Source organism: Streptomyces sp. NPDC058812, from assembly GCF_042744565.1.
GTDB lineage: Bacteria > Actinomycetota > Actinomycetes > Streptomycetales > Streptomycetaceae > Streptomyces > Streptomyces thinghirensis.
In genome coordinates, this window is sequence record NZ_JBHYOB010000009.1 from 219,894 (window position 1) to 244,201 (window position 24,308).

The 24,308-nt window shown below is 70.4% G+C and carries 25 protein-coding genes; 11 read left to right on the forward strand and 14 right to left on the reverse strand.

The window, feature by feature from the left end; all coding sequences use genetic code 11:
• Positions 1 to 158: 158 nt before the first annotated feature.
• Positions 159 to 944, reverse strand: a complete 786-nt coding sequence (gene nagB, locus ACFW48_RS20715) for a glucosamine-6-phosphate deaminase (RefSeq protein ID WP_310871288.1) — start codon at positions 942 to 944, stop codon at positions 159 to 161.
• A 132-nt stretch (positions 945 to 1,076) separates the two neighbouring features.
• Positions 1,077 to 1,838, reverse strand: coding sequence for an SDR family oxidoreductase (locus ACFW48_RS20720; protein ID WP_386316604.1), 762 nt, complete (start codon positions 1,836 to 1,838; stop codon positions 1,077 to 1,079).
• A 97-nt stretch (positions 1,839 to 1,935) separates the two neighbouring features.
• Between ACFW48_RS20720 and ACFW48_RS20725 the strand changes: the two genes are divergently transcribed.
• Positions 1,936 to 2,583 carry a TetR/AcrR family transcriptional regulator gene (locus ACFW48_RS20725; protein ID WP_386316606.1) on the forward strand — a complete coding sequence of 216 codons (648 nt, stop codon included), beginning with the start codon at positions 1,936 to 1,938 and terminating at the stop codon, positions 2,581 to 2,583.
• Between the two features lie 428 nt (positions 2,584 to 3,011).
• On the forward strand, positions 3,012 to 4,487 hold the full coding sequence (locus ACFW48_RS20730; protein WP_375921683.1) for a sensor histidine kinase: 1,476 nt from the start codon (positions 3,012 to 3,014) through the stop codon (positions 4,485 to 4,487).
• Positions 4,488 to 4,695: 208 nt separating this feature from the next.
• Here the strand turns inward: ACFW48_RS20730 and ACFW48_RS20735 are convergent, their stop codons facing one another.
• Positions 4,696 to 4,953, reverse strand: a complete 258-nt coding sequence (locus ACFW48_RS20735; protein ID WP_003973730.1) for a WhiB family transcriptional regulator — start codon at positions 4,951 to 4,953, stop codon at positions 4,696 to 4,698.
• A 321-nt stretch (positions 4,954 to 5,274) separates the two neighbouring features.
• Positions 5,275 to 6,243, reverse strand: a complete 969-nt coding sequence (locus ACFW48_RS20740) for a diacylglycerol/lipid kinase family protein (protein WP_386316608.1) — start codon at positions 6,241 to 6,243, stop codon at positions 5,275 to 5,277.
• Between the two features lie 128 nt (positions 6,244 to 6,371).
• Between ACFW48_RS20740 and ACFW48_RS20745 the strand changes: the two genes are divergently transcribed.
• The gene (locus ACFW48_RS20745) at positions 6,372 to 6,818 is read left to right on the forward strand and encodes a hypothetical protein (RefSeq protein WP_386316610.1); all 447 of its coding nucleotides are present in this window, start codon (positions 6,372 to 6,374) and stop codon (positions 6,816 to 6,818) included.
• 72 nt (positions 6,819 to 6,890) lie between these two features.
• Here ACFW48_RS20745 and ACFW48_RS20750 read toward each other — a convergent pair whose 3' ends face one another.
• The 3 genes from ACFW48_RS20750 to ACFW48_RS20760 form a co-directional block, all read right to left on the reverse strand.
• Positions 6,891 to 7,976, reverse strand: a complete 1,086-nt coding sequence (locus ACFW48_RS20750) for an RNA polymerase sigma factor SigF (RefSeq protein ID WP_386316611.1) — start codon at positions 7,974 to 7,976, stop codon at positions 6,891 to 6,893.
• Complete coding sequence (locus tag ACFW48_RS20755) at positions 7,973 to 8,386, reverse strand: anti-sigma regulatory factor (protein WP_003973726.1); 414 nt, start codon at positions 8,384 to 8,386, stop codon at positions 7,973 to 7,975. Before ACFW48_RS20755 ends, ACFW48_RS20750 begins: the two co-directional genes overlap by 4 nt.
• A gap of 250 nt (positions 8,387 to 8,636) precedes the next feature.
• Positions 8,637 to 8,897 (reverse strand): UBP-type zinc finger domain-containing protein, encoded by a 261-nt coding sequence (locus tag ACFW48_RS20760; RefSeq protein ID WP_210960524.1) that lies wholly within the window; start codon positions 8,895 to 8,897, stop codon positions 8,637 to 8,639.
• Positions 8,898 to 8,958: 61 nt separating this feature from the next.
• Between ACFW48_RS20760 and ACFW48_RS20765 the strand changes: the two genes are divergently transcribed.
• Entirely contained in the window at positions 8,959 to 10,551 is a 1,593-nt protein-coding gene (locus ACFW48_RS20765; protein ID WP_386316614.1) for a Na+/H+ antiporter, read from the forward strand.
• A 256-nt stretch (positions 10,552 to 10,807) separates the two neighbouring features.
• Here the strand turns inward: ACFW48_RS20765 and ACFW48_RS20770 are convergent, their stop codons facing one another.
• Both ACFW48_RS20770 and ACFW48_RS20775 read right to left on the reverse strand, forming a co-directional pair.
• Positions 10,808 to 11,716 carry a 1-aminocyclopropane-1-carboxylate deaminase/D-cysteine desulfhydrase gene (locus tag ACFW48_RS20770; protein WP_386316615.1) on the reverse strand — a complete coding sequence of 303 codons (909 nt, stop codon included), beginning with the start codon at positions 11,714 to 11,716 and terminating at the stop codon, positions 10,808 to 10,810.
• A 34-nt stretch (positions 11,717 to 11,750) separates the two neighbouring features.
• Positions 11,751 to 12,329 (reverse strand): N-acetylmuramoyl-L-alanine amidase, encoded by a 579-nt coding sequence (locus tag ACFW48_RS20775; protein ID WP_386316855.1) that lies wholly within the window; start codon positions 12,327 to 12,329, stop codon positions 11,751 to 11,753.
• 327 nt (positions 12,330 to 12,656) lie between these two features.
• On the opposite strand from ACFW48_RS20775, the gene ACFW48_RS20780 reads away from it, so the two are divergent.
• The 4 genes from ACFW48_RS20780 (at position 12,657) to ACFW48_RS20795 (ending at position 16,934) form a co-directional block, all read left to right on the forward strand.
• On the forward strand, positions 12,657 to 14,063 hold the full coding sequence (locus tag ACFW48_RS20780; protein WP_386316617.1) for a family 2B encapsulin nanocompartment shell protein: 1,407 nt from the start codon (positions 12,657 to 12,659) through the stop codon (positions 14,061 to 14,063).
• Positions 14,064 to 14,150: 87 nt separating this feature from the next.
• Positions 14,151 to 15,311, forward strand: coding sequence for a family 2 encapsulin nanocompartment cargo protein polyprenyl transferase (locus tag ACFW48_RS20785; RefSeq protein ID WP_386316619.1), 1,161 nt, complete (start codon positions 14,151 to 14,153; stop codon positions 15,309 to 15,311).
• Positions 15,312 to 15,622: 311 nt separating this feature from the next.
• Entirely contained in the window at positions 15,623 to 16,258 is a 636-nt protein-coding gene (locus ACFW48_RS20790; protein ID WP_386316622.1) for a GNAT family N-acetyltransferase, read from the forward strand.
• Between the two features lie 91 nt (positions 16,259 to 16,349).
• Positions 16,350 to 16,934, forward strand: coding sequence for a dihydrofolate reductase family protein (locus ACFW48_RS20795; RefSeq protein WP_386316623.1), 585 nt, complete (start codon positions 16,350 to 16,352; stop codon positions 16,932 to 16,934).
• Positions 16,935 to 17,116: 182 nt separating this feature from the next.
• On the opposite strand, the gene sodN is transcribed toward ACFW48_RS20795, so the two are convergent.
• Positions 17,117 to 17,512 (reverse strand): superoxide dismutase, Ni, encoded by a 396-nt coding sequence (gene sodN / locus ACFW48_RS20800; RefSeq protein ID WP_064729779.1) that lies wholly within the window; start codon positions 17,510 to 17,512, stop codon positions 17,117 to 17,119.
• Between the two features lie 145 nt (positions 17,513 to 17,657).
• Here sodN and sodX point away from each other — a divergent pair, with 145 nt between their 5' ends.
• Positions 17,658 to 18,095 carry a nickel-type superoxide dismutase maturation protease gene (gene sodX / locus ACFW48_RS20805; RefSeq protein WP_386316625.1) on the forward strand — a complete coding sequence of 146 codons (438 nt, stop codon included), beginning with the start codon at positions 17,658 to 17,660 and terminating at the stop codon, positions 18,093 to 18,095.
• Here sodX and ACFW48_RS20810 read toward each other — a convergent pair.
• A complete protein-coding gene (locus tag ACFW48_RS20810; RefSeq protein WP_386316627.1) occupies positions 17,999 to 18,628 on the reverse strand; it encodes a CGNR zinc finger domain-containing protein in 630 nt (209 codons plus the stop codon). The two genes, sodX and ACFW48_RS20810, sit on opposite strands and share 97 nt — an antisense overlap.
• A gap of 99 nt (positions 18,629 to 18,727) precedes the next feature.
• Between ACFW48_RS20810 and ACFW48_RS20815 the strand changes: the two genes are divergently transcribed.
• Positions 18,728 to 19,507 (forward strand): class I SAM-dependent methyltransferase, encoded by a 780-nt coding sequence (locus ACFW48_RS20815; RefSeq protein WP_386316629.1) that lies wholly within the window; start codon positions 18,728 to 18,730, stop codon positions 19,505 to 19,507.
• Between the two features lie 73 nt (positions 19,508 to 19,580).
• Here ACFW48_RS20815 and ACFW48_RS20820 read toward each other — a convergent pair whose 3' ends face one another.
• The 3 genes from ACFW48_RS20820 to ACFW48_RS20830 are packed head-to-tail and all read right to left on the reverse strand — an operon-like array spanning position 19,581 to position 22,450.
• Positions 19,581 to 20,342, reverse strand: coding sequence for an amino acid ABC transporter ATP-binding protein (locus ACFW48_RS20820; protein ID WP_386316630.1), 762 nt, complete (start codon positions 20,340 to 20,342; stop codon positions 19,581 to 19,583).
• Positions 20,339 to 21,289 (reverse strand): amino acid ABC transporter permease, encoded by a 951-nt coding sequence (locus ACFW48_RS20825; protein WP_386316631.1) that lies wholly within the window; start codon positions 21,287 to 21,289, stop codon positions 20,339 to 20,341. Before ACFW48_RS20825 ends, ACFW48_RS20820 begins: the two co-directional genes overlap by 4 nt.
• A gap of 30 nt (positions 21,290 to 21,319) precedes the next feature.
• On the reverse strand, positions 21,320 to 22,450 hold the full coding sequence (locus ACFW48_RS20830; protein ID WP_386316632.1) for an ABC transporter substrate-binding protein: 1,131 nt from the start codon (positions 22,448 to 22,450) through the stop codon (positions 21,320 to 21,322).
• 473 nt (positions 22,451 to 22,923) lie between these two features.
• Between ACFW48_RS20830 and ACFW48_RS20835 the strand changes: the two genes are divergently transcribed.
• Positions 22,924 to 24,153 carry an NADP-dependent malic enzyme gene (locus ACFW48_RS20835; protein ID WP_386316634.1) on the forward strand — a complete coding sequence of 410 codons (1,230 nt, stop codon included), beginning with the start codon at positions 22,924 to 22,926 and terminating at the stop codon, positions 24,151 to 24,153.
• The last annotated feature ends 155 nt before the right edge of the window (positions 24,154 to 24,308 follow it).

Consider the following 24,308-nt stretch of genomic DNA (forward strand, 5'->3'; position numbering starts at 1 on the left):
GTCCGGCGATGCGCGTGGGAGTCGTGAGGACACCGCGCTCCGCTCGCCGGTACGGAGAAGGCGCCGAACCCCGTGGAGGGTGTCGGCGCCCTTCGCCTGCGGCGGCTGTCCGTGTCCGTGTCCGGCCGGTCAGGGCTGGGGCGGACTCGGATTAGGGCTCAGATTCCCTGCCAGTCGGGCTTGTGGGCGTAGGTGTGCCGGAAGTAGTCGGCGAGCTTCAGCTTGGAGGCGGCGGCCTCGTCGACGACCACCGTGGCGTGCGGGTGCAGTTGGAGTGCGGAGGCCGGGCACACGGCCGCGACCGGGCCCTCGACGCTCGCGGCGACCGCGTCCGCCTTGCCCTCGCCGGTGGCGAGGAGCACCACGTGCCGGGCCTCCAGGATGGTGCCGATTCCCTGCGTGATCACGTGGTGCGGCACCTGCTCGATGTCACCGTCGAAGAAGCGCGCGTTGTCGACGCGGGTCTGCTCGGTGAGCGTCTTGATCCGGGTCCGCGAGGCGAGCGAGGAGCACGGCTCGTTGAAGCCGATGTGCCCGTCGGTGCCGATGCCCAGCAGCTGGAGGTCGACCCCGCCGGTCCCGCCCAGCGCCTTGTCGTACGCCTCGCACGCCCCCTGCACGTCCGCGGCCGTGCCGTCGGGGCCCATGAACGCGTCCATGCCGATCCCCAGCGGTTCGAGCACCTCACGTCGCAGCACCGAGCGGTACGACTCCGGATGCTCGGCGGGGAGTCCCACGTACTCGTCGAGCTGGGCGATCCGCGCCCGCGCGGTGTCCACGACGCCCGAGCGCACCTTGGCCGCCAGTGCCTCGTACACGGGCAGCGGCGTCGAGCCGGTGGCCACCCCGAGCAGGGCGTCGGGCTTGCGTCGGAGCAGCTGCGCCATGGCTTCGGCTATCAGCTCGCCGCCTGCCTTGGCGTCCGGAACGATGACAACTTCCACGCTTGCCTGCCGTTTCGAAGAGAGGACTCACCCGGGGTCCGGGACTGGCTGTGTGGGGCCCTATGTGGTTTAGACCAATCTAACAGAGCTGGGCCCGGCGAGCGCGTCGAAACGGTCAGGTGGGTGGCGGTGTCAGGTCAGCGAACCTCCCGTCGCGTCCACCCAGCTTCCCGTGACCCACCGGCCCCCGTGCGAGGCGAGGAACGCGACCACGTCGGCCACCTCGGCCGGGGCCCCCACCCCGCCGAGTGCGGAGAGCGCCGCCGCCCGGTCCCAGCCGTCCGGGCTCCCGTGCAGCAGCCCGGCCGTGTTGTCCGTTTCGATGATGCCGGGTGCCACCGAGTTCACCGTGATGCCGCGGGTGCCCAGCACCTTGGAGAGGTCACGCGAGAACACGTCCAGCGCGCCCTTCGTCATCGAGTACGCCATGTTGTCCGGCATCACCGCGGTGCGGGACAGCCCCGACGAGATGTTGATGACCCGGCCGCCGTCGCGCAGGCGGCCCATGCCGTGCTTGAGGATGAAGAACGGTGCCTTCACGTTGACGGTGAAGACCGCGTCGTACTCCGCCTCCTCTATCTCCCCGATGGGGCGCGTGCTGCCGATTCCGGCGTTGTTCACCAGGATGTCCACGCCGTCGGCGTGCCGGTCGAACTCCTCCCACAGGGCCTCGGCGGCTCCGGCGACACTCAGGTCGGCGCTGATCGCGAACGCCGAGCCGCCCGCCGCCTCGATCGCGGCGACCGTCTCCTTCGCCGCCGCCTCGTTCCTGCCGTAGTGCACCGCGATCCGTGCGCCGTCGTGGCCCAGCCGCTCCGCGATTCCTCGCCCGATGCCCCTGCTCGCCCCCGTGACGAGAGCCGTCCTGCCCGCAAGCACTCCCTGCACGCCCATGTCGGCGCCCCCTTCGCATTTCCCTATCGGTCGCTACAGAAAAGACCGTACAGCATCCCGGCGACATTTCTCTAGTGCCCGCTATAAAATGCACTCCATGGTGAGCAGCGAGAAGAGCGGACAAGCGGAGGCGCCGACTTCGAAGGCCGCGGTCAGAGGGCGGCGGGGCCGCCCCCGTTCCTTCGACCGGGCGACGGCCCTGGAGAAGGCGCTGATGGCCTTCTGGGAGCACGGTTACGAGGCCACGTCGGTCTCCGATCTCACGCGGGTCATGGATATCGGCGCCCCGAGCCTGTACGCCGCCTTCGGTGACAAGCGCTCGCTCTTCGAGGAGGTCGTCCAGGAGTACGGCGTGCGGTACGGCTCGTTCGGCGGCCGCGCCCTCGCCGAGGAGCCGACCGCCCGCGCGGGGGTGGAGCGGATGCTGCGCGAGGCCGCCGTCGAGTACACGGTTCCCGGCCGGCCGCACGGCTGCCTCGTCATCCACGCGGCCGCCAACTGTTCGACCGCCGAGGTCGAGGAGTCCCTGCGGGAGCGGCGCAACGGCAACATCGCCGCGATCGAGGACCGGATCGGCGCCGACGTGGTCGCGGGCGTGCTGCCGCCGGACACCGACGCGGCCGCCCTCGCCCGGCACACCGGAGCCATGATCCAGGGCATGTCGCAGCAGGCGCGCGACGGCGCGAGCCGGGCGGAGCTGGAGGCACTCGCGGAAATTGCCCTGGCCGTCTGGCCCCGTGTGTGAGTCAACGGGGTTAGGCTTTGGCCGGGCGCTCGGATGTCCGAGTAGTCGACGGAACGCGACAACTGCGAACACCGTCCGCCGCATGGACACGGCGAGTGGTCTAGTCCACAATGGCGACTGAAACACTTGCCGTGACACTCACGCAAGGTGATCGTCAGGCTTCCGCCTTCCCCGCACAGGAGGGCGGACCGAGGAACCGGTGCTCTCTGCCCTGACTGCTCCGGGTCCTCATCCTTCGGCCGACCGGGACCGCACACCCCACGGCCGTTGTTGCTCCGGGCTGCGGTGCCGGGAGGGTTGAGGGTCCCTCTCAGGCGCCGCGGCCCGCGGGTGTTTCCAGGGCCGGTCCAGGGCGGGATCCGGGAGCGGGGACGGTGGAATCCGGCTGGTTTCGATCGCTGTCCGAACCGCCAGGTACGCTCGGCCACGTGCCCTCCATGAACGAACTCGTACGCCAGCACACAGCGCTCGACGACTCCGACCTCGAGTGGCTCCACCTGCTGGTCTCGGAGTGGCAGCTCCTCTCCGACCTCTCCTTCGCCGACCTGGTCCTGTGGGTGCCCACCCGCGACGGCGCCCGTTACGTCTCCGTCGCCCAGATGCGGCCCAACACCGGACCCACCTCGTATCAGGACGACATGGTCGGCCATCTGGTCCCGCGCGGCCGGCGCCCCATGCTGGACGTCGCCCTGGACGAGGGTCGGATCGTGCGCGAGGGCGACCCGGAGTGGCGTGAGGAGGTCCCGGTCCGCGTCGAGTCCATCCCCGTACGCCGCCAGGGGCGCGTCCTGGGCGTCATCGCCCGCAACACCAACCTGCTCACCGTGCGCACCCCGAGCCGCCTGGAGCTCACGTATCTGCAGAGCGCCTCGGACCTCGCGCAGATGATCGCGGCCGGCGCCTTCCCGTTCGAGAACCAGCAGGTCGACATGGACGCCTCGCCCCGCGTCGGCGACGGCCTGATCCGGCTCGACGCGGACGGCATCGTCCAGTACGCGTCCCCGAACGCGCTGTCGGCCTACCACCACATGGGCCTCGCCGCCGACCTGGTCGGCCATCACCTCGGACGGACCACCGCGGAACTCGCCCCGTCCCGCGGCCCGGTGGACGAGGCACTCGCCAAGGTGGCCAGTGGCTGGGCGCCGCGCGAGTTCGAGATCGAGGCGCACGACGGGGTGATCCAGTTCCGCGCCATCCCGCTCAAGCCGAAGGGCACGCGCATCGGTTCGCTGGTGCTCCTGCGCGACGTCACGGAGCTGCGCCGTCGCGAGCGCGAATTGATCACCAAGGACGCCACGATCCGGGAGATCCACCACCGGGTGAAGAACAACCTCCAGACGGTGGCTGCCCTGCTGCGCCTCCAGGCCCGGCGCATCGAGTCCGACCGGGGACGCGAGGCGCTGGAGGAGGCCGTGCGCCGGGTCGGTTCGATCGCGATCGTCCACGAGACGCTCTCCCAGAACCTGGACGAGCGCGTGGAGTTCGACGAGATCGCCGACCGCGTGCTGGCGATGGTGGCGGAGATCTCGCCGGGCAAGGTCACCGGCCGGCGCACCGGTCGCTTCGGCATTCTGGACGCCGAGGTCGCGACCCCCTTGTCGATGGTGCTGACCGAGGTGCTGCAGAACGCGCTGGAGCACGGCTTCCGCGACGGCGACACCGGCACGGTCGAGGTCTCCGCGGTCCGCGGCGGTACGACGAAGGAGGCCCGGCTCCTGGTCACCGTCCAGGACGACGGCGTCGGTCTGCCCGAGGACTTCGACCCGCACCGCTCCGGCAATCTCGGCCTGCAGATCGTCCGCACCCTGGTGGAGGGCGAGTTGGGCGGGGCCTTCGACATGGTGCCGGCCCCGGAGCGCGGCACCCGGGTGATCCTGGACATCCCGGTGCCGACGGACAAGTAGAGGGCGGGGGCGGGGAAGGGCACGGGGCCGGGGAAGGGCACGGGGCCGGGCAAGCAAAAAGCCCCGGACCCGTGAGGGTCCGAGGCCAGTGCTCGTGCGATCCATCGTCCGATGCGCATCGGGGGTACTGCGCGCTGCGGCTCGGGAGCGGGGGTTGCGTACTCGCTGTACGCGCCGCCAAGCTCAGGCTGTCAGCAGGGGTGGATGGTCAGGCGGAGGCCTGACGAGCCCGGTTGCGGGCGGCACGGCGCTTCATTGCGCGGCGCTCGTCCTCGCTGAGACCACCCCAGACGCCGGAGTCCTGGCCGGACTCGAGCGCCCACTGCAGGCACTGCTCCATGACAGGGCAGCGACGGCAGACGGCCTTGGCTTCCTCGATCTGCAGCAGCGCGGGACCGGTGTTGCCGATGGGGAAGAAGAGCTCGGGGTCTTCCTCGCGGCAAACGGCGCGGTGACGCCAGTCCATGGCTGCTACCTCTCCTTGGTATTACATGCTGGGATGCTTGTGAATGTGAACGCTTTCACGAATCCCTCAACAAGGGAAGGGCCTACCGTCAGGTTGCCCTGGCGCGGTCCTGTGGTTTGAAGAGGGGTTCTGGTGATCTGTGAAGGCCGGTGTTGCGGGCCGTTCCGATCGCCAAGAAGAGACTCGCAAACCTCGACGGCGGATACAACCCCTTCCGGAAAGTTTTTTTTGATTCTTCGGTGTCGACTAGGTCACAGCCGTACTTCTATGGGGTGGACCCTGGCCTAAACGTTCGAGTGAAAGGACTTTCGCCCCTTCTGCTCACACAATCACACGCAGTGCACGGCGAACGCCTGTGAACGCCACGCTGGTCCGCAGCCCCAGGTGGTCACCGTCCATCTGAAGGGGGAGCGGCACCTTCGAATGCAAGGTGAACTCCGTCATGTCGTGCAGGGAGACGGCATGCCGGCCCCGGGGACCGCGCTCGGGGGACGAAGTGAGCAACTGGGTGCCATACCGGGCAACCGCGGCCGTCGACAGGCGGCTGAGGCCGAAGACGTCGAGCCCGGTATCGAACGAGGCTTTAGGTGACGCGTAGATCGGGCGATTGCCGAGAAACGTCCAGGGGCACGTGTTCGAGACTATGGACAGCACCAGATCGGTGACCGGGTCCTCACCCGCCCGCTCCAGAGTGATCGTCCCGTTGCGGCGGTGCGGCTCGCCGATGAGCGCGCGCATCACCTGGCGGACGTAGAGGGCGTGCGTCGACTTCTTGCCGCGCTCCCGGTGCTGCTCGACCCGGCCGACCACGCCGGCGTCGAAACCCAGTCCGGCGTTGAAGGTGAACCAGCGGGCCGGGACCGCCTCGTCCTCCGTGCCCGGCGCACCCGAGGCCAGGCCCAGTCCGACGGTCCGCTCACTGCCCTCGCGCAATGCGTCCAGCAGGGCGCCGGTGGCCTCCACCGCGTGGTTGGGCAGGCCGAGGGCGCGGGCGAAGACGTTGGTGGAACCGCCGGGGACCACCGCGAGGCCGGGCAGGTGCTCCGGGTCGGGGCCGGCGTGCAGCAGACCGTTGACGACCTCGTTCACCGTGCCGTCGCCGCCGAGGGCCACCACCAGCTCGATGTCGTCGCTCTGTGCCGCCTGCCGACCGAGGTCGCGCGCGTGGCCGCGGTACTCGGTGGTGACCGCCTCCAGCTTCATCTCGCTGGCGAGCGCGTGGATCAGCACGTCGCGCGTACGCGCACTTGTGGTGGTAGCCGCCGGATTGACCACGAGAAGTGCACGCATGGTTTGCAGGGTACCTACTCAGTGGTACCCGGCCCAGACCGAGGTGGAGATCGCCGGGGGGCGCTCGGAGCGCACGGACCGCCGGACGCGCCCATGGGGCACGGTACGCCGAGGGCTACCCTTCAGGGGTGAGCAGTGAGCAGACCCCCACCCCCGAAGCCGCCGAAGAGGCGGGCCCCCGTCCCGGCCGGCTGACCGCCGCGGCCGCGCTGGCCGCACTGGAGGGGCTGGCGCTCGTCGTCGGCGGCGCCTGGATGCTCGTGGGGGGTCTCACCGGCCATCCCGACGACCGGACCTCGGCCATCACCGGCGGCGTCACCCTGATCGTCCTCGCCCTGCTGCCGCTCCTCGCCGCCCGCGGGCTGATCGGCCGACGGGGCTGGAGCCGGGGGCCCGCCGTCATCACGCAGATCATGGCGCTGCCGGTGGCCTACAACCTGCTGCAGGCCGACAGCGTGGCCATCCCGGCGGGCATCGTGCTCGGCGTCGTGGCCGTCACGGCACTGGTGCTGCTCGTGAACCCCACGACCACCCAGGCCCTCGGCATCCGGGGACCGGGCAGCGCCGAGAAGTAGCCGAGAAGCAGCCGTCGCCCGGAGCCGTCGCCCGGAGCTCTCCGATGACGGCCACCGACCGGTGCCCGGCCGCTACTCCTCGACCAGCAGCTTCTCCCGCAGCTGCGCCAGTGTGCGGGCCAGCAGCCGCGACACGTGCATCTGCGAGATCCCGACCTCCTGCGCGATCTGCGACTGGGTCATGTTGCCGAAGAAGCGCAGCAGCAGGATCCGCTTCTCCCGCGGCGGCAGGTCCTCCAGCAGCGGCTTGAGCGACTCCCGGTACTCGACGCCCTCCAGGGCCTCGTCCTCGGCACCCAGGGTGTCCGCGACCGCGGGGGACTCGTCGTCGGTGTCCGGGACGTCCAGGGACAGCGTGGAGTACGCGTTGGCCGACTCCAGGCCCTCCAGGACCTCCTCCTCCGAGATCGCCAGCTTCTCGGCGAGCTCGTGGACCGTGGGGGAGCGCCCGTGCAACTGCGAGAGTTCCGCCGTGGCCGTCGTCAGGGCCAGCCGAAGCTCCTGCAGGCGCCGCGGGACGCGCACCGCCCAGCCCTTGTCCCGGAAGTGCCGCTTGATCTCGCCGACGACCGTCGGGGTCGCGTACGTGGAGAACTCCACCCCGCGGTCCGGGTCGAAGCGGTCGACCGACTTGATCAGTCCGATGGTGGCGACCTGGGTGAGGTCGTCCAGGGGCTCGCCGCGGTTGCGGAAGCGGCGCGCGAGGTGCTCGACGAGCGGCAGGTGCATGCGGACCAGCCGATTGCGCAGTTCCGCGTAGGCCGGGCTGTCCTTCTCCAGCGTGCGCAGCTCGGCGAACAGGAGACGTGCCCCACTGCGGTCCTGCGGGTCGTGCCGCGTGCCCTGCGTGCCCCGTGCACCCGGCGCGCCGTCCTCGGAGTGTCGCTCGTGCTCGCTCATCGTCCCGCCCGTTGCCCTTTCCCGAGCCCTTGCCTCCGCTCGGACGGGCCGGACGGGGGTCTCCCCGGTCCGCTGTCCGTCGTCCGGGACGACGGCCTCGGGGGAGGCCTCGTCCTCCGGATGCGGCCGGGCCTGCTCGGGGATGCCGTCGATGCCGTCCGCCGTGCGCCGGGCCTCGTTCTCAGAACGTGTGCCCTCGGCCGGCAGCTCCCGTGTGCCGCGCTCTTCGTCCCGCACCGGCCCGTCCCCGTTCCTCACGTCGGCCCGGGTCCCGCGCCGCGCTGTTTGTAGAGGCTGATCGAAACGGTTTTGTCCTCGTCCACGGCGGAGGAGACCTTGCCCGCGAGGGCGGACAGCACGGTCCAGGCGAAGGTGTCCCGCGAGGGGGCGTGGCCGTCCGTGGTCGGCGCCGAGACGGTGACCTCGAGCGAGTCGTCGACGAGGCGGAAGACACAACTGAGCACCGAGCCGGGCACGGCCTGCTGAAGCAGGATCGCGCAGGCCTCGTCGACTGCGATGCGCAGGTCCTCGATCTCGTCGAGGGTGAAGTCCAAACGGGCTGCGAGGCCGGCCGTCGCCGTACGCAGCACCGACAGGTAGGCACCCGCGGCCGGCAGCCGGACTTCGACGAAGTCCTGGGTCGCGGGCTCGCCTGCGATCTGGGACACCCTCACCTCCAAGGTGGTACAAGCGTTACAGGGTCGAGGGCCGCCCCTCGGGGTAACGCGCTACGTGGTTCAGCGGTGACGTTATCGCGCTCCAGAGTTTCCTGTCCCCGAGACCCCAACCCCTTGCTGTCACTCATAGTAAACACATGAACACGCACAGTGGCTAGGGGTTCGGCGGGCCCAAATCGGAAGAGCGCGCGCCGGGTTGACGTACCCAGGCGTCAGAGGGTCGAACCGTCCCTGGGACAGGTCACACGAGTACGTGATCGACGAAGCACCAGCGCCAGCTCTCACCCGGCTCGAAGGTTCGCATCACCGGGTGGCCGGTCGCCTCGTGGTGGGCCGTCGCGTGCCGCCTCGGCGAGGAGTCGCAGCAGCCGACGTGACCGCAGACGAGGCACAGCCTCAACTGCACCGGGTCCGTGCCCTCGGCCAGGCACTCCGGGCAGGTCTCGCCGCGCGGCTCCGGTTCCGGGTGGGGCAGCGCGTCGGCGTGCGTGCACTGTTTCATGATTGCCAGGTTACGACGGGTGTGCGGATGACCGCGTGGGAAAAGAGGGCGGGCGAGGACCATGGACGTGATGCCGCTGCTGTTGCTGGTGGCGGGCAGCGCCGCGATCGCCGCGGCGGGGCGGCGCGTGCCGGTGCCGGCCCCGCTGCTGCTGGTCGCGGTGGGTCTGGCGGTGAGTTACATCCCCGGAGTGCCGGACTACACCCTCGACCCGCACATCGTCCTGCCCCTGTTGCTGCCCCCGCTGCTCCACACGGCGGCCACCGACAGCTCCTACCTCGACCTGCGGGCACAGATGCGGCCCGTGGCGCTGCTGTCCGTGGGCTACGTCCTCTTCGCCACCTTCGTCGTCGGCTGCGCCGCGTACCTGATCGTGCCCGGCCTGCCGCTGACCGCGGCCCTGGTGCTCGGCGCGGTGGTGGCGCCGCCGGACGCGGTCGCGGCCACGGCGGTGGCGCGCCGCGTGGGGTTGCCCTCCCGGATCACCACGATCCTCCAGGGCGAGTCCCTGGTGAACGATGCCACCGCGATCACCGCCTTCAGGGTGGCGCTCGCGGCGGCGGTCGGCGAGGGTGCCACGTGGGCCGGCGGGATCGCGGAGTTCCTGATCGCGGCCATCGGTGGCGTCGGCGTCGGGCTGGTGCTGATGGTGCCGCTCCACTGGCTGCGCACGCACGTGAAGGAGGCGCTCCTCAAGAACACGCTCTCCCTCCTGATCCCGTTCGTGGCCTACGCCGCCGCCGAGCAGGTGCACGCTTCCGGGGTGCTGGCGGTGGTGGTCGTCGCCCTCTATCTCGGCCACCGCGCGTGGGAGGTCGATTTCGCCACCCGTCTCCAGGAGGAGGCGGTGTGGAAGATGGTCGCCTTCGTCCTGGAGTCGGCCGTGTTCGCCCTGATCGGACTCCAACTGCCCGTCGTCCTCAAGGGCCTCGGGGAGTACGAGGGTGCCGACGCCGCCTGGTACGCGGTCGCCGTCTTCCTGGTGGTCGCCGTGGCGAGGTTCGTGTGGGTGTATCCGGCGACCTTCCTGCCGCGGCTGTCGGCACGCGTACGCGCGCGTGAGGGCGACCTCTCCTGGAAGGGACCGTTCGTGATCGGCTGGGCCGGGATGCGAGGTGTGGTCTCGCTCGCGATCGCCTTCTCCATCCCGCTCACCGTGCACGGCGGCGACCCCTTCCCCGAGCGCAACCTCATCCTGTTCCTCACCTTCACCACGGTCATCGGCACGCTGGTCGTCCAGGGCGTCACCCTGCCGCCGCTGATCCGCCTGCTGAAGTTCCCCGCGCACGACGTACAGGCCGAGACGCTCGCGGAGGCCAACGCCCAGGCACAGGCCTCCCGGGCCGCGGAGCGGCGCCTGGACGACCTCCTCGCCGACGAGCGCAACGCCTTGCCGGCCCCGCTCGCCGACCGCCTCCGCACGGTCCTGGAACGGCGCCGCAACGCCGTCTGGGAACGGCTCGGACAGGTCAACACCGTCACCGGGGAGACCGTCGACGACACCTACCGGCGGCTGTCCAGGGAGATGATCAGCGCGGAGCGCGAGGTCTTCGTCCGGCTCCGGGACGGCCGCTACATCGACGACGAGATGCTCCGGACGCTGCTGCGCCGGCTGGACCTGGAGGAGGCGGCGGCATACCGGGAGACGGCGTAACGGCGTCAGGCGCGCGCGTGCGGGCCGGACACGGGGGCGCGGGGGCAGGGGGGCACGGGGGCACAGGACCGTCCGACGTGTTCGGGTGAGACCTACCGTGGGTGAGGCCTACCGGCCTCCGGCCGTACCGGTCGTGTGCTCGCGGCCATCGGCCGGGCGTCCCCGGCCGGGCGTCGGCGTGGCCCGTTCACCGGCCTGCCGTACCCGGGCGCCAGGGGCGGGGTCGTGCGGCGCCCGTGACGTCCGGCGGGGTCCGTCAGGGAAAGGGGCGGCCGGTGATGACCGCCGTCAGGGTCGTGCCCCGCGGGAAGCTGCCCTCCTCGGCGAGGGTGAGCAGGGCGTGGAGCATCTTGGCGACGTAGACGCGTTCCACGGGGAGGCCGTGGCGGTGTTCGAAGTCCGCGGCGAAGGAGTCGAGCTCGGGGGTGGTGCGGGCGTAGCCGCCGCAGTGGAAGCGGTCGTCGAGGCTCCAGGCGCCGCGGAGCCCGCCGAAGGCGCGGATCTGGAGCCGCCGTATGTCGTCGGTCAGGAAGCCGCCCTTGAGGACGGGTATCCCGAGCGACCGGCGGCCCGGCGGGAGGCCGGCGGCCAGCCCGGCGAGCGTGCCGCCGGTGCCGCAGGCGAGCGCGACCACGTCGGCGTGCTCGCCCAGTTCCTCGCCGAGGGCCCGGCAGCCGCGCACGGCCTCCGCGTTGCTGCCGCCCTCGGGGACGACGACCGCGTCCTCGGCGTCCACCGCGCTCAGCAGGGCCGCCAGGGTCTCCGGCTCGGTCTTGCGGCGGTACGTCGAGCGGTCGACGAAGTGCAGCCGCATGCCGTCGGCCGCGCACCGGGCCAGCGAGGCGTTGAGCGGCCGGCCGGCCAGTTCCTGACCGCGCACCACGCCCACCGTGGGCAGTCCGAGCAGCCGGCCGGCGGCGGCGGTGGCGCGCAGGTGGTTGGAGTAGGCGCCGCCGAACGTGACGACGGTGCGACCGTCCGCCGTGGCGAGGTTCGGCGCGAGTTTGCGCCATTTGTTGCCGACCAGCTCGGGGTGGATGAGATCGTCCCGCTTCAGCAGCAAGCGGAGACCACGACGCTCGAACCGTTCGTCGGCGACCTCCCGCAGGGGAGAGGGCAGGCGGGGGCCCAGGGTGGCGAGGTCGCGGGTGTCGGTGCCGGTCACCCCGCCATTGTCACGCCGCCGCGCGGCGCACACATCACTTCAGCCGGTCCCGGATCCGTCCACGCATCGACGCCATGGTGAACCCCCGCGGGTCCGCCTTCCCCGGCTGCCATTCGAGGTGGCCGATGACGGAGCGTTCGCTCCACCCGTGGTGCCGGCAGACCGCGGCGGCGGCCCGCTCGATCGCCTCCAGCTGCGCCGCCGGCCAGGGATCGTCGCCGTCGCCCAGGTTCTCGCACTCGAAGCCGTAGAAGTGCCGGTTGCCGTCCGTGTTCGACTCGTTGTCCCGGGGCAGTCCCTTCTCCGCGATCACCGCGCGCAGGACGTCGTCGTCGCCGAGCCCGGCGTGGTTGGCCCGGCCGTACCCGACCAGGTGGACCTTGCCGTCCTTGGTGATGACCCCGTGGCACAGCGGTCCCGGCAGGCCTTCGTAACCCTTGCGGCAGATCTCCACGGTCCGCGCGCTGCCCTTGGTGACCGTGTGGTGGATCATCACGCCGTGCACCGGCCCCCAGGGGCCCTTGTGGTTGCGGTTGTGATCCCGCCAGTCGCCGACCTGGACCACGGTGAGGCCCTCCGCCTTCAGCGCCTTGAGAAAACTGCTCGCGGACATGGGTGAGGCCACGGCCGGCTCCTTCACGCTGCGCGACGACCGCCCGACGCGGCCGCCTCGTACGGTGTTGTACCGAAACGGAGCGTTCCCTAGTATTTGTTCGGTCCGTGTGCGATCCGATCCGGACAATCTTGTCCCGGCCAACAGTGCTGATCAGGGCGGGACAAGGCGCCGAGAAGCTGAAGAAGCACCCATGTGTGCCCCGGCCGCCGGTGATCCATTCCCGCTCTTTCGGGTAATAGCACCGGCGTGCTGCGTGAGGAAGGCTGGTCCCCGCACATCGATGCCGGGCGTAGCCGTCCGGCATGACCGGGAGGGCAATTCCTTATGTCGGTAGGCGAAGAGGTCCGCACCGAGCAGACCAGGCCGCAGCAGAGCCTCGGCACGGCGGCCGCGCGGAACCTGGCCACCACGACCAAGTCCGTTCCCCAGATGCAGGAGATCAGCTCCCGCTGGCTGCTGCGCACGCTCCCATGGGTGGACATCCAGGGCGGCACGTACCGGGTGAACCGGCGCATGACCTTCGCCGTCGGCGACGGCCGGGTGACGTTCGTGAAGACCGGCGACCGGGTCGAGGTCATCCCCGCCGAACTGGGTGAGCTGCCGGCCCTGCGGTCGTACGAGGACGAGGAGGTGCTCGCGGAACTCGCGCAGCGCTGTGAGCAGCGCGAATTCGGCCCCGGCGAGGTGATCGCCTCGTTCGGCGGCCAGGCCGACGAGGTCTACCTGCTGGCGCACGGCAAGGTGGAGAAGGTCGGCACCGGACCCTACGGCGACGACGCGGTGCTCGGCGTCCTGGCCGACGGCTCCTACTTCGGCGACCAGGCGCTGCTCGACGGGGACGCCATCTGGGAGTACACCGCCCGTACGGTCACCGCCTGCACGGTGCTCGTGCTGCCCCGCCAGGAGGTGGAGCAGGTCGCGGAGCGCGCGGAATCCCTGCGCACGCACCTCGAGGAGCAGCGCTCGATCCCCGAGCAGCGCACCAACAGGTCCGGCGAGAAGGCGATCGACCTGTCCGCCGGCCACAGCGGCGAGCCGGACATCCCGCACACGTTCGTCGACTACGAGGCCCGGCCCCGTGAGTACGAACTGAGCGTCGCCCAGACCGTGCTGCGCATCCACTCGCGCGTGGCCGACCTCTACAACCAGCCGATGAACCAGACCGAGCAGCAGCTCCGGCTGACCGTCGAGGCGTTGAAAGAGCGTCAGGAGCACGAGCTCGTCAACAACCGTGAGTTCGGCCTGCTGCACAACTGCGAGTACGACCAGCGGATCCAGCCGCACGACGGTGTGCCCGGCCCGGACGACCTGGACGAGCTGCTCAGCCGCCGGCGCGGCACCAAGCTGCTCCTCGCCCACCCGCGTGCGATCGCCGCGATCGGACGCGAGCTCAACAAGCGCGGACTCGTCCCCGAGACGATCGACATCGCGGGCAACCGCATCCCGACCTGGCGGGGTGTGCCGATCTACCCGTGCAACAAGATCCCGGTCACCGAGGCCCGCACGTCCTCGATCATCGCGATGCGTACCGGCGAGCAGGACCAGGGCGTCATCGGCCTGCGCGCCACCGGCATTCCGGACGAGATCGAGCCGAGTCTGTCGGCGCGCTTCATGGGGATCAACGAGCAGGCCATCATCAAGTACCTGGTCACGGCCTACTACTCGGCCGCCGTCCTCGTACCGGACGCGCTCGGAGTCCTGGAGAACGTCGAGATCGGCCGCTGGCAGTGACGCCAGTCTCCCGAACGCCGTGTTCCCGCCCTCCCGGGCGGGTACACCCCCGGGGTACGGAGGTGGGCGTATGGGGGAGGTGAGTCCATGACAGAGGCTCGGCACGGCGCCGCCGAGACGCGTCGCCCCACCGGAACGCTGGAAAGGCACGGGCCCATCGGCACGCAGCGGGAGAAGGAGCCGGGGACGTCGCCCGACGGGCAGGGACCGGCGGGGTCCGACGGACACGAGGCGGCGGTGCTCCTGCGTGAGTCCCGGGCGTCGGTCGACCCCGAACTGCGGTCCGCCATCGCGTCACTGCCCGCCTCGATGCGCCGGATCGCGCTCTACCACTTCGGCTGGCAGCACGCGGACGGTACGCCCGCGGCGGGCAACGCGGGCAAAGCGATCCGCCCGGCGCTCGTCCTCACCTCGGCCGCCGCGCTAGGCGGACCCGGGGCCCGGACGGCGGCGGCGCGGGCAGCGGCGGCGGTGGAACTGGTACACAATTTCACGTTGCTGCACGACGACGTGATGGACCGTGACGCCACCCGGCGCCACCGGCCGACCGCGTGGACCGTGTTCGGCGACGCCGACGCGATCCTCGCGGGGGACGCCCTGCAGGCGCTCGCCCTGCGGCTGCTCGCCGCCGACCCGCACCCGGCGTCCGCGGCGGCGGCCGCCCGGCTCGCCGACTGCGTCGTCGAACTGTGCGAGGGGCAGCACGCGGACACGGCGATGGAGCGGCGCGCCCCGGGCGAGGTCACCCTCGACGAGACGCTCGCCATGGCCGAGGCCAAGACGGGCGCCCTGCTGGGATGCGCCTGTGCCCTCGGCGCGCTGTACGCGGGGGCCGCCGCCGAGGACGTCGAGGCACTGGACGCCTTCGGCCGCGAGGCGGGCCTCGCCTTCCAGCTCATCGACGACATCATCGGCATATGGGGCGACCCACGCCGTACCGGCAAGCCGGCCGGCGCGGACCTGGCCGCCCGTAAGAAGTCGCTGCCCGTGGTCGCCGCCCTCGGCTCCGGCACCCCGGCCGCCGCCGAGATCGCCGAGTTGTACGCGGCGCCGTACGACGAGGGCAAGGAGGATCTGGAGCGCACCGCGCTGGCCGTGGAACGGGCGGGCGGCCGGGACTGGGCGCAGGCCCAGGCGGCCGACCGGATGGCGAGGGCCATGCAGGAACTGGCCCGCGCCGTGCCCGACCCGGAGGCGGCGGGCGGCCTCCTCGCGCTGGCCGAGTTCGTGACCCGGCGCAGCACCTGACGGTCACCCGGGCCGCCTCGGCCACCGCGCGGCGACCGGCCACCGCTCAGCGGCCGGCGACCGCTCAGTGACCGGCGGTCGCTAAGCAAGACCCCGGAGCCCGTGCCGGGCCGTACGGCACCTGACCGACGTACGGCCGCACCGCCGAGGGCTCCGGTCCGGCGGGTCCCGCACTTCCCCACGGTGTGCGGGGCCCGCCCCCTTTTCCGGCGCACGGCCGGGAGCACCGCCCATCAGCCGCGGAGGTCAGCGGCCGCTAGGCTCAACCGCCGTATACACGGACGGTGTTGAGTCGAAAGGGCGGGCGGGACATGGGTGTGGTGATCCGGACGGCGGGGGGCGGCGACCGGGAGCTGGTCGTGCGGCTGCTGGACGAGGCCTTCCAGGACGACCCGGTGAGCAGCTGGGTGTTTCCCGATGAGGAGTACCGCCGCCGGACCCACCACCGGCTCATGGCGGCCTTCACCGACGCCGTGCTCGCCGACGGGCGTATCGATCTCACCGAGGACGGCGCGGCCTGCGCGCTGTGGCTGCCCGTGCCGGCGGACGGGCACACCGGCGACGACTCCGGCGACGACCACTGCGAGAGCGCCGACGACGGCCCCGTCCAGGTGCGGGAGGCCGTCGACCCGGGGAACGAGCGCGTCGAACTGATAGCCCGGCTGACGGACGGCATCCACCCCTCCGGCCGGGCCCACGAGTACCTGTGGATGATCGGCGTCACCCCCGGACGGCAGGGCGAGGGCCTGGGCACCGCGCTCATCGAGTCGGTACTCGACCGCTGCGACCGCGAGGGCCTGCCCGCCTATCTGGAGGCCAGTAGCGCTCGTGGCCGGGTGCTGTACGAACGCCTCGGCTTCGAGTTCACCGGCCGAGCCCTGGATCTGCCGGACGGCCCGCGGATGTGGCCGATGTGGCGCGAGCCGCGGACACCGGCGACCGCCTGACCGCCGCACGCTGTTCCGAGAATCGAAAACCTACTTGAACCACTACGAGTGGAGTACTATAACTGAAGTGGTCAAAACGAAGGAGACCGGTTTGCGCAAGCTCACGTACTTCATCGCCTGCTCGATCGACGGCTTCATCGGCGGCCCGGACGGCGACGCGTCCTTCATGGTGCCGTTCGTCGACGAGGAGTTCTTCGAGTTCCTGGCGTCGGAGTATCCGGAGACGCTGCCGACCCACGGCCGCCGGCACTTCGGGATCGACGACCTGCCGAACAAGCGGTTCGACACGATCATCCAGGGCAGGGGCAGCTACGACCTGGCCCTGAAGGAGGGCGTCACCAGCCCCTACGCCCATCTGCGTGAGTACGTGGCCTCGCGCACGCTCACGGAGTCACCCGACCCGAACGTCGAGATCATCTCGTCGGGCCTGGTCGGCCGGGTCCGCGAACTGAAGGCGGAGGACAGCGCCTTCGGCATCTACCTGTGCGGCGGTTCGGTCGTCGCCGGCGAGCTGGTCGACGAGATCGACGAGCTGGTCATCAAGACCTACCCGGTGGTGCTGGGCACGGGCATGCCGATGTTCGGCTCGGGATTCCAGGTCTCGGAGTTCGTTCAGGAGACGGTGCGGGCCTTCGGCAACGGCGTCGTGGTCCGGACGTACAGCAGGAAGCGCTGAGCCGTCACCCGCACCGGGCGGCCGGTGCGCACGAGGCGGACCGGTGCGGTACTGCCAGCCCCGGCCCGGCGGCCACGGGAACACCGAAGGGGCCCGGCCGGGATGTCGGCCGGGCCCCTTCGGGCTGTTCCGTGGGCCTGCGATGGTGCACCGATCGCCGGCTTCCGAATGCTGACTTGGCGTCAGGCCTTCTTGGTCTCCCAGAAGATCTTGTCGATCTGGGCGATGTAGTCCAGGGCCTTCTGGCCGGTCGCCGGGTCGGTCGAGCCCTTGGCGGCCGACAGGGCCTTCAGGGTGTCGTTGACCAGCTGGTGCAGCTCCGGGTACTTCTCGAAGTGCGGGGGCTTGAAGTAGTCGCTCCACAGCACGGACACGTGGTGCTTCGCGAGCTCGGCGCGCTGCTCCTTGATGACCGTGGCGCGGGCCTGGAAGTGCGGGTCGTCGTTGCCGGCCATCTTTTCCTGGACGGCCTTCACCGACTCCGCCTCGATGCGGGCCTGGGCCGGGTCGTACACGCCGCAGGGCAGGTCGCAGTGGGCGCTGACCGTGACCTTGGGGGCAAACAGGCGGGAAAGCATGGAGCGTTCCTTCCTCGTGATCGTCTTCTCAGGGGGGACATTACTCCCTGGGAGGCCCGATTTCGCGAGTGCCCCCGTGGGCTTAGGACAAAAGTCCGGGGTGAGACTGAGACTGGTGGAGGAAAGACCGGGGAGGTGCCGGGTCATGCCGGAGCAGTTGTCGCAGGAGACCGAACGCGCGAGAGGGGCGTTGCCCTTCGGGCCGGCCGAGGTGACCGGGCCGTCGATGGTGCCCACGCTGCACCACGGGGACATACTCCTGGTGCACTGGGGGGCCAGGGTCAGGCCCGGTGACGTGGTCGTTCTGCGGCACCCCTTCCAGCAGGACCTGCTCGTGGTCAAGCGGGCCGTCGAGCGGCGCGGGCCCGGCTGGTGGGTGCTCGGGGACAACGCGTTCGCCGGCGGGGACAGCACCGACTACGGAGCCGTCCCCCAGGAGTTCGTGCTCGGCAGGGCGCGGCTGCGGTACCGGCCGCTCCGGCCGGGTCAGCGCTCGCCGTTCGCCGTGGTCCGCTGGGCGCTGTCGGCGCTCAGGCCGGTGCTGACCGACCGGTCCGCCTCCAGGCGCTTGCGGGCGCGGTAGGCCGCCACGTTCGCGCGGGTGGCGCAGCGGTCCGAGCAGTAGCGGCGGGAGCGGTTGGTGGAGGTGTCCAGGTAGGCGTTGCGGCAGGGGGCCGCCTCGCACAGACCCAGACGGTCCACGCCGTACTCGGTGAGGTGGAAGGCCAGCCCCATCGCCGCGATGGCGGCGAAACCGGCGGTCGCGTTGGACGGGTGGTCCGCCAGGTGCATGTGCCACAGCGGGCTGCCGTCGTCGTCGCGGTGGTCGTGGCCTGAGATCTGCGGGCTCACCGGGAACTCCAGCAGGAGCGAGTTCAGGAGGTCCACGGCGAGGGTCTCGTCCCCGCCGTCGGCGGCCTCGAAGACCGCGCGCAGCCGTCCCCGGACCGAGCGGAACCGGGTCACGTCCGCGTCCGTGGCGCGCCGGGCCGCCGACTGGTTGGCGCCGAAGAGCTCGCGGACGGCCTCGACCGAGGTCAGGGAGTCCTGTCCCCGGGCCGGTTCCTCGGTGTTGACGAGACGTACGGCGTAATCCGAGTAATAGGCCAGTTCCACTTGTAGTCCTTACGAAGGGGCTCTATGGTCGTGCCTGCGATCAGGTAACAGCTGATCGCGGTACCAGGGTATTACGTACGCATGCGATGGAGGGGCTCGATGACGGACGCGGAGACCACCACTACCACCACGCCCGCCGCCGACTGGCACGCCTGGCAGGTCAGCTGGGACCGGCAGCAGGAGTGGTACATGCCGGACCGCGAGGAACGCTTCCGGACCATGCTGGACATGGTCGAGGCCCTGGTCGGTCCCGCACCGCGCGTGCTCGACCTCGCCTGCGGCACCGGCACCATCACGGCCCGGCTGCTCGAACGGTTCCCGGAGGCCACCAGCACCGGCGTGGACCTCGACCCGGCGCTCCTCGCCATCGCCGAGGGCACCTTCGCGGGCGACGAACGGGTCTCCCTGGTCACCGCCGACCTCAAGGACCCCGAGTGGACGGCGCGGCTGCCGTACGACTCCTACGACGCCGTCCTGACCGCCACGGCCCTGCACTGGTTCCACGCCGAACCCCTCGCGGCCCTCTACGGTCGGGTCGCGGATCTGGTCCGCGACGGTGGTGTCTTCATGAACGCGGACCACATGATCGACGAGACGACGCCCCGGATCAACGCGGCAGAGCGCGCCCGGCGGCACGCGCAGATGGAGACCGCCAAGCGCGACGGCGCGCTCGACTGGGCCGAATGGTGGCAGCTCGCCGCCAAGGACCCGGTCCTCGCCGGGCCCACGGCCCGCCGTTTCGAGATCTACGGCGAGCACGCCGACGGCGACATGCCCTCGGCGGCGTGGCACGCGCGCGTGCTGCGCGAGAAGGGCTTCGGCGAGGTACGGCCGGTGTGGTGCTCGCCGTCGGACACGCTGCTGCTGGCGCTGAAGTAGCCCGGGAGCAACCCGAAGGGGGCGGTACGGAGATCTCCGTACCGCCCCCTTCGTTCCGTCGCCGTGCGGGCGTTCAGAGAACCTTGGACAGGAACGCCTTCGTCCGCTCGTGCTGCGGGTCGGTCAGGACGTCGCGCGGGTTGCCCGACTCGACCACCACGCCGTCGTCCATGAAGACCAGGCTGTCGCCGACCTCGCGGGCGAAGCCCATCTCGTGGGTGACGACGACCATCGTCATGCCGGACTCGGCGAGGTCGCGCATGACGTCGAGGACGTCGCCGACCAGCTCGGGGTCGAGCGCCGAGGTCGGCTCGTCGAACAGCATCAGCTTCGGGTCCATGGCGAGGGCCCGGGCGATGGCGACGCGCTGCTGCTGGCCGCCGGAGAGCTGCGAGGGGTAGTTGCCGGCCTTGTCGCCCAGGCCCACGCGCTCCAGGAGCTGGCGTGCGCGGTCCCTGGCCTGGGCCTTGCTCACGCCCTTGACCTGGATCGGCGCCTCCATGACGTTCTCCAGGGCCGTCATGTGCGGGAACAGGTTGAAGCGCTGGAAGACCATACCGATGTCCCGGCGCTTGACCGCGACCTCGCTGTCCTTCAGCTCGTAGAGCTTGTCGCCCTTCTGGCGGTAGCCGACCAGCTGGCCGTCGACGTACAGCCGTCCGGCGTTGATCTTCTCCAGGTGGTTGATGCAGCGCAGGAAGGTCGACTTCCCCGAGCCCGAGGGGCCGATGAGGCAGAACACCTCGCCCTGCTTCACCTCCAGGTCGATGCCCTTGAGGACCTCGACGGCGCCGAAGGACTTGTGGACGCCCTCGGCCTTCACCATGGCGGTCATGCCGCACCTCCCGTCGTGCTGGAGCGGTTCGACAGGGACAGCAGGTTCGCCCTGATCTTCTGCATCGGGGTCGCCGGCAGGCTGCGGCTGGAGCCGCGCGCGTAGTAGCGCTCCAGGTAGTACTGGCCGACGCTGAAGACCGAGGTCAGCAGCAGGTACCAGGCCGCGGCCAGGAAGAGCATCTCGGCCGGGGCGCCGGAGGTCTGGCCGATGTCCTGGGCGACCCTGAACAACTCGGCGTACTGGACGACCGACACCAGTGAGGTCGTCTTCAGCATGTTGATGACCTCGTTGCCGGTCGGCGGCACGATCACGCGCATCGCCTGCGGCACCACGATCCGGCGCAGCGTCTTGGTGTGGCTCATGCCGAGCGCGTGCGCCGCCTCGGTCTGGCCCTCGTCGACCGCGAGCAGACCGGCGCGGCAGATCTCCGCCATGTACGCGGCCTCGTTCAGACCGAGGCCGAGCAGCGCCGTCAGGAACGGCGTCATGAAGTCCGACCACTCGTCGCGGTAGAACGGGCCGAGGTTGATGTACTCGAAGACCAGGCCGAGGTTGAACCAGACGACCAGCTGCACCAGGACCGGCGTGCCGCGGAAGAACCAGATGTAGAACCACGCGATGGACGAGGTCACCGGGTTCTTCGACAGCCGCATCACGGCGAGCAGGATGCCGCCGAAGACGCCGATCAGCATCGCCAGGACGGTGATCAGGAGCGTCTTGCCCATACCCGTCAGGATGCGGTCGTCGAAGAAGTAGTCCGGGATCGCACCCCAGTTGATCTGGCCCTGGGAGAACGCGTAGACGACCGCGGCCAGCAGCGCGATCGCGACGACCGCGGAGACGTACCGCCCGTAGTGCCGGACCGGGATGGCCTTGATGGCCTCCGGTCCGGCCGGCGGGGTGTCGGCCGGACCGCCCGCCGTCTTGTCGATGTCAACAGTCACGGATGTTGCCTTTCAGCGCCCGGCGCGTGGTCACTTGCCGCCGTTGACGGTGGCCTCGGTGACGGCGCCTTCCGCCACGCCCCACTTGTCGAGGACCTTCTTGTACTCGCCGTTGGCGATCACCGCGTCCAGCGCCGCCTTCAGGGCGTCCCGCAGCTGCGTGTTGTCCTTGGCGACCGCGATGCCGTACGGCGCGGCCTCGACCTGCTCGCCGACGAGCTGGAAGTCCTTGCCGCCGCCGGAGGTCTTCACCGCGTACGCGGCGACCGGGAAGTCGGAGGAACCGGCGTCGGCGCCGCCCGCGCGCAGGCGGGTCTGGGCCTGCTGGTCGTTGTCGAAGGCCTCCATGGCGATCTTCTTGCCGGCCGGGCACTTCTCGTTCTCGGCCTTGGCGAGATCCTCGGAGACCGTGCCGCGCTGGAGGACCAGCTTCTTGCCGCACAGGTCGGACCAGGTCTTGATGCCCTGGTCGTCGCCCTTCTTGGTGTAGATCGAGACACCGGCGGTGAAGTAGTCCACGAAGTCGACGCCCTGGCCGACCTTCTTGCCGGTGTCGGAGTCGACGCCCTCCTGGCGGTCCTTGGTGTCGGTCATCGCGGACATGGCGATGTCGTACCGCTTGGAGCGCAGACCGGTGATCAGGGTGTCGAAGGTGCCGTTCTCGAACTCGAACTTCACGCCGAGCTGCTTGCCCATGGCGTCCGCGAGGTCGGGGTCGATGCCCACCGTCTCGCCGGACTTGTCCTTGAACTCGACCGGGGCGTAGGCGATGTCGGAGCCGACCTTGATGACGCCCTTGTCGCGGATGGACTGGGGCAGCTTGTCGGCCAGCGGGGCGCCCGCCGCTGACTGGTTGTCGCCGCTGCCGGAGTCGCTGTTCTCGGTCTGGTCGCCGCATCCGGTGAGCAGCAGGGCGCCTGCGACCGCGATCGCACCGACCGCTGCTAGCCGGGAGTGCGCGGCGGTCGTACGACGGGTGGAGCGTGCGGTCATGGTGGTTCCTCCGGCGGATGAAAGGAGATGCCGATGGGGACGGTGGAGTTCCGGTGGGACGGGACGCCGGCCGGGTGACCGACAGGCGCCGTGGGTCGACGAGAGCACACGCCTTCGAGTGTCGCGACCTCGTGTGATTACGGCATCTTGCCATTCGGACTCGGCCATTCAGGGGGGACGCCATGTCAAAATCGGATAACGGGTGACCCCCCGAACCGCACCAGGTCGGTACATCACGACCGAACCTTTACGGGAATCTGCTCTTCCGGCCGAAAGATCTTCGGTATTTCTCGATATCCAGGCACGGTTCACCGGCGCGCGCGGCTGCTGGAGGTCTGCTCTCCAGGCCTGTCAAGAGGTACCGAGAAGTTGTCCGGATCTCTGGGTATGAGCCATGTCACCGGCATGCGGCGTCCGAGGTCCGACATGTGAGCTTGCCCTTATCGGACTCGTCGCGGTGGGTGTCCGTCGGGTAAGAAGGTTCTTTACACCCCTCATCAGGGGCTCAGGGCGCGTGTGCGGCGCGCCCGTCGCGCAGGGCCCACGTGGTCCCAACGGCCATCATCCTGCGCGGTGCCCGCCCATTCCTCACCAGGAGTGGACAAACCCTCAAACCATGAACTCTTAAGGGGTAAGACAAAGTGGCAGCGGAGATCGTCAATCCTCGCAGCGACAGCGACGCCAGTACGGAGCAGGAGGCGGGCGCCGAGCCCCTCGACTCCTTCGACCCCGCGTTCGCGCTGCACCGCGGCGGCAAGATGGCCGTGCAGGCCACCGTGCCGGTCCGTGACAAGGACGACCTGTCCCTGGCGTACACGCCCGGCGTCGCGAAAGTGTGCAGCGCGATCGCCGAGCAGCCCGACCTCGTCCACGACTACACCTGGAAGTCGTCGGTCGTGGCGGTCGTGACGGACGGTACGGCCGTTCTGGGGCTCGGGGACATCGGGCCCGAAGCCTCCCTTCCGGTGATGGAAGGGAAGGCGATCCTGTTCAAGCAGTTCGGCGGTGTGGACGCGGTCCCGATCGCGCTCGACTGCACGGACGCCGACGAGATCGTCGAGACGGTGGTGCGGCTCGCGCCCTCCTTCGGCGGCGTGAACCTGGAGGACATCTCGGCGCCGCGGTGCTTCGAGATCGAGCGCAAGCTCCAGGAGCGCCTCGACATCCCGGTCTTCCACGACGACCAGCACGGCACGGCGGTCGTGACGCTGGCGGCCCTGCGGAACGCCGCGCGGCTGAGCGGGCGGACGCTGGGTGAGCTGCGGGCGGTGATCTCGGGCGCGGGCGCGGCCGGTGTCGCCATCGCCAAGATGCTGGTGGAGGCCGGCATCGGGGACGTCGCGGTCGCCGACCGCAAGGGCGTCGTCTCGGCCGACCGGGACGACCTGACCCCGGTCAAGCGCGAAGTGGCCTCGTTCACCAACAAGGCGGGCCTGTCCGGCTCGCTCGAGGCGGCCCTGTCCGGCGCCGACGTCTTCATCGGCGTCTCCGGAGGTACGGTGCCGGAGCCGGCGGTCGCCTCGATGGCCGAGGGCGCGTTCGTCTTCGCGATGGCCAACCCGAACCCCGAGGTGCACCCGGAGGTCGCCCACAAGTACGCGGCGGTCGTCGCGACGGGGCGCTCGGACTTCCCGAACCAGATCAACAACGTGCTGGCGTTCCCGGGCATCTTCGCGGGCGCGCTGCAGGTGCGGGCGTCCCGGATCACCGAGGGCATGAAGCTCGCGGCGGCGGAGACGCTGGCCTCCGTGGTGGGGGACGACCTCGCCGCGGACTACGTCATCCCGTCTCCGTTCGACGAGCGGGTCGCGCCGGCGGTTACGGCGGCGGTGGCGGCGGCGGCTCGGGCGGAGGGGGTTGCGCGCCGGTGACGGTGTGATGCGGTGTGTGGTGTACGGCCTCGTCCCTGGCGGACGGGGCCGTTCGCTTTTGGGCGGGGCGGGGGCGGCTGGGCGGGGGCGGGGTGCCGCTGCGCCCACCCGTGCCGCCCCTGGGGGTACCTCCCAGGCCGTTCAGGCTCTGGGGG

Bases quoted from the DNA above. Each gene is read 5' to 3' on its own strand.
- ACFW48_RS20780 (WP_386316617.1), top strand. From the start codon at position 12,657: ATGTCGGTAGGCGAAGAGGTCCGCACCGAGCAGACCAGGCCGCAGCAG.
- ACFW48_RS20820 (WP_386316630.1), bottom strand. From the start codon at position 20,342: ATGACCGCCATGGTGAAGGCCGAGGGCGTCCACAAGTCCTTCGGCGCC.
- sodX (WP_386316625.1), top strand. From the start codon at position 17,658: ATGCCGGAGCAGTTGTCGCAGGAGACCGAACGCGCGAGAGGGGCGTTG.
- ACFW48_RS20765 (WP_386316614.1), top strand. From the start codon at position 8,959: ATGGACGTGATGCCGCTGCTGTTGCTGGTGGCGGGCAGCGCCGCGATC.
- ACFW48_RS20785 (WP_386316619.1), top strand. From the start codon at position 14,151: ATGACAGAGGCTCGGCACGGCGCCGCCGAGACGCGTCGCCCCACCGGA.
- ACFW48_RS20815 (WP_386316629.1), top strand. From the start codon at position 18,728: ATGACGGACGCGGAGACCACCACTACCACCACGCCCGCCGCCGACTGG.
- ACFW48_RS20830 (WP_386316632.1), bottom strand. From the start codon at position 22,450: ATGGCCGAGTCCGAATGGCAAGATGCCGTAATCACACGAGGTCGCGAC.
- ACFW48_RS20725 (WP_386316606.1), top strand. From the start codon at position 1,936: ATGGTGAGCAGCGAGAAGAGCGGACAAGCGGAGGCGCCGACTTCGAAG.
- ACFW48_RS20735 (WP_003973730.1), bottom strand. From the start codon at position 4,953: ATGGACTGGCGTCACCGCGCCGTTTGCCGCGAGGAAGACCCCGAGCTC.
- ACFW48_RS20760 (WP_210960524.1), bottom strand. From the start codon at position 8,897: ATGAAACAGTGCACGCACGCCGACGCGCTGCCCCACCCGGAACCGGAG.
- ACFW48_RS20790 (WP_386316622.1), top strand. From the start codon at position 15,623: ATGGGTGTGGTGATCCGGACGGCGGGGGGCGGCGACCGGGAGCTGGTC.
- sodN (WP_064729779.1), bottom strand. From the start codon at position 17,512: ATGCTTTCCCGCCTGTTTGCCCCCAAGGTCACGGTCAGCGCCCACTGC.
- ACFW48_RS20720 (WP_386316604.1), bottom strand. From the start codon at position 1,838: ATGGGCGTGCAGGGAGTGCTTGCGGGCAGGACGGCTCTCGTCACGGGG.
- ACFW48_RS20775 (WP_386316855.1), bottom strand. From the start codon at position 12,329: ATGTCCGCGAGCAGTTTTCTCAAGGCGCTGAAGGCGGAGGGCCTCACC.
- ACFW48_RS20740 (WP_386316608.1), bottom strand. From the start codon at position 6,243: ATGCGTGCACTTCTCGTGGTCAATCCGGCGGCTACCACCACAAGTGCG.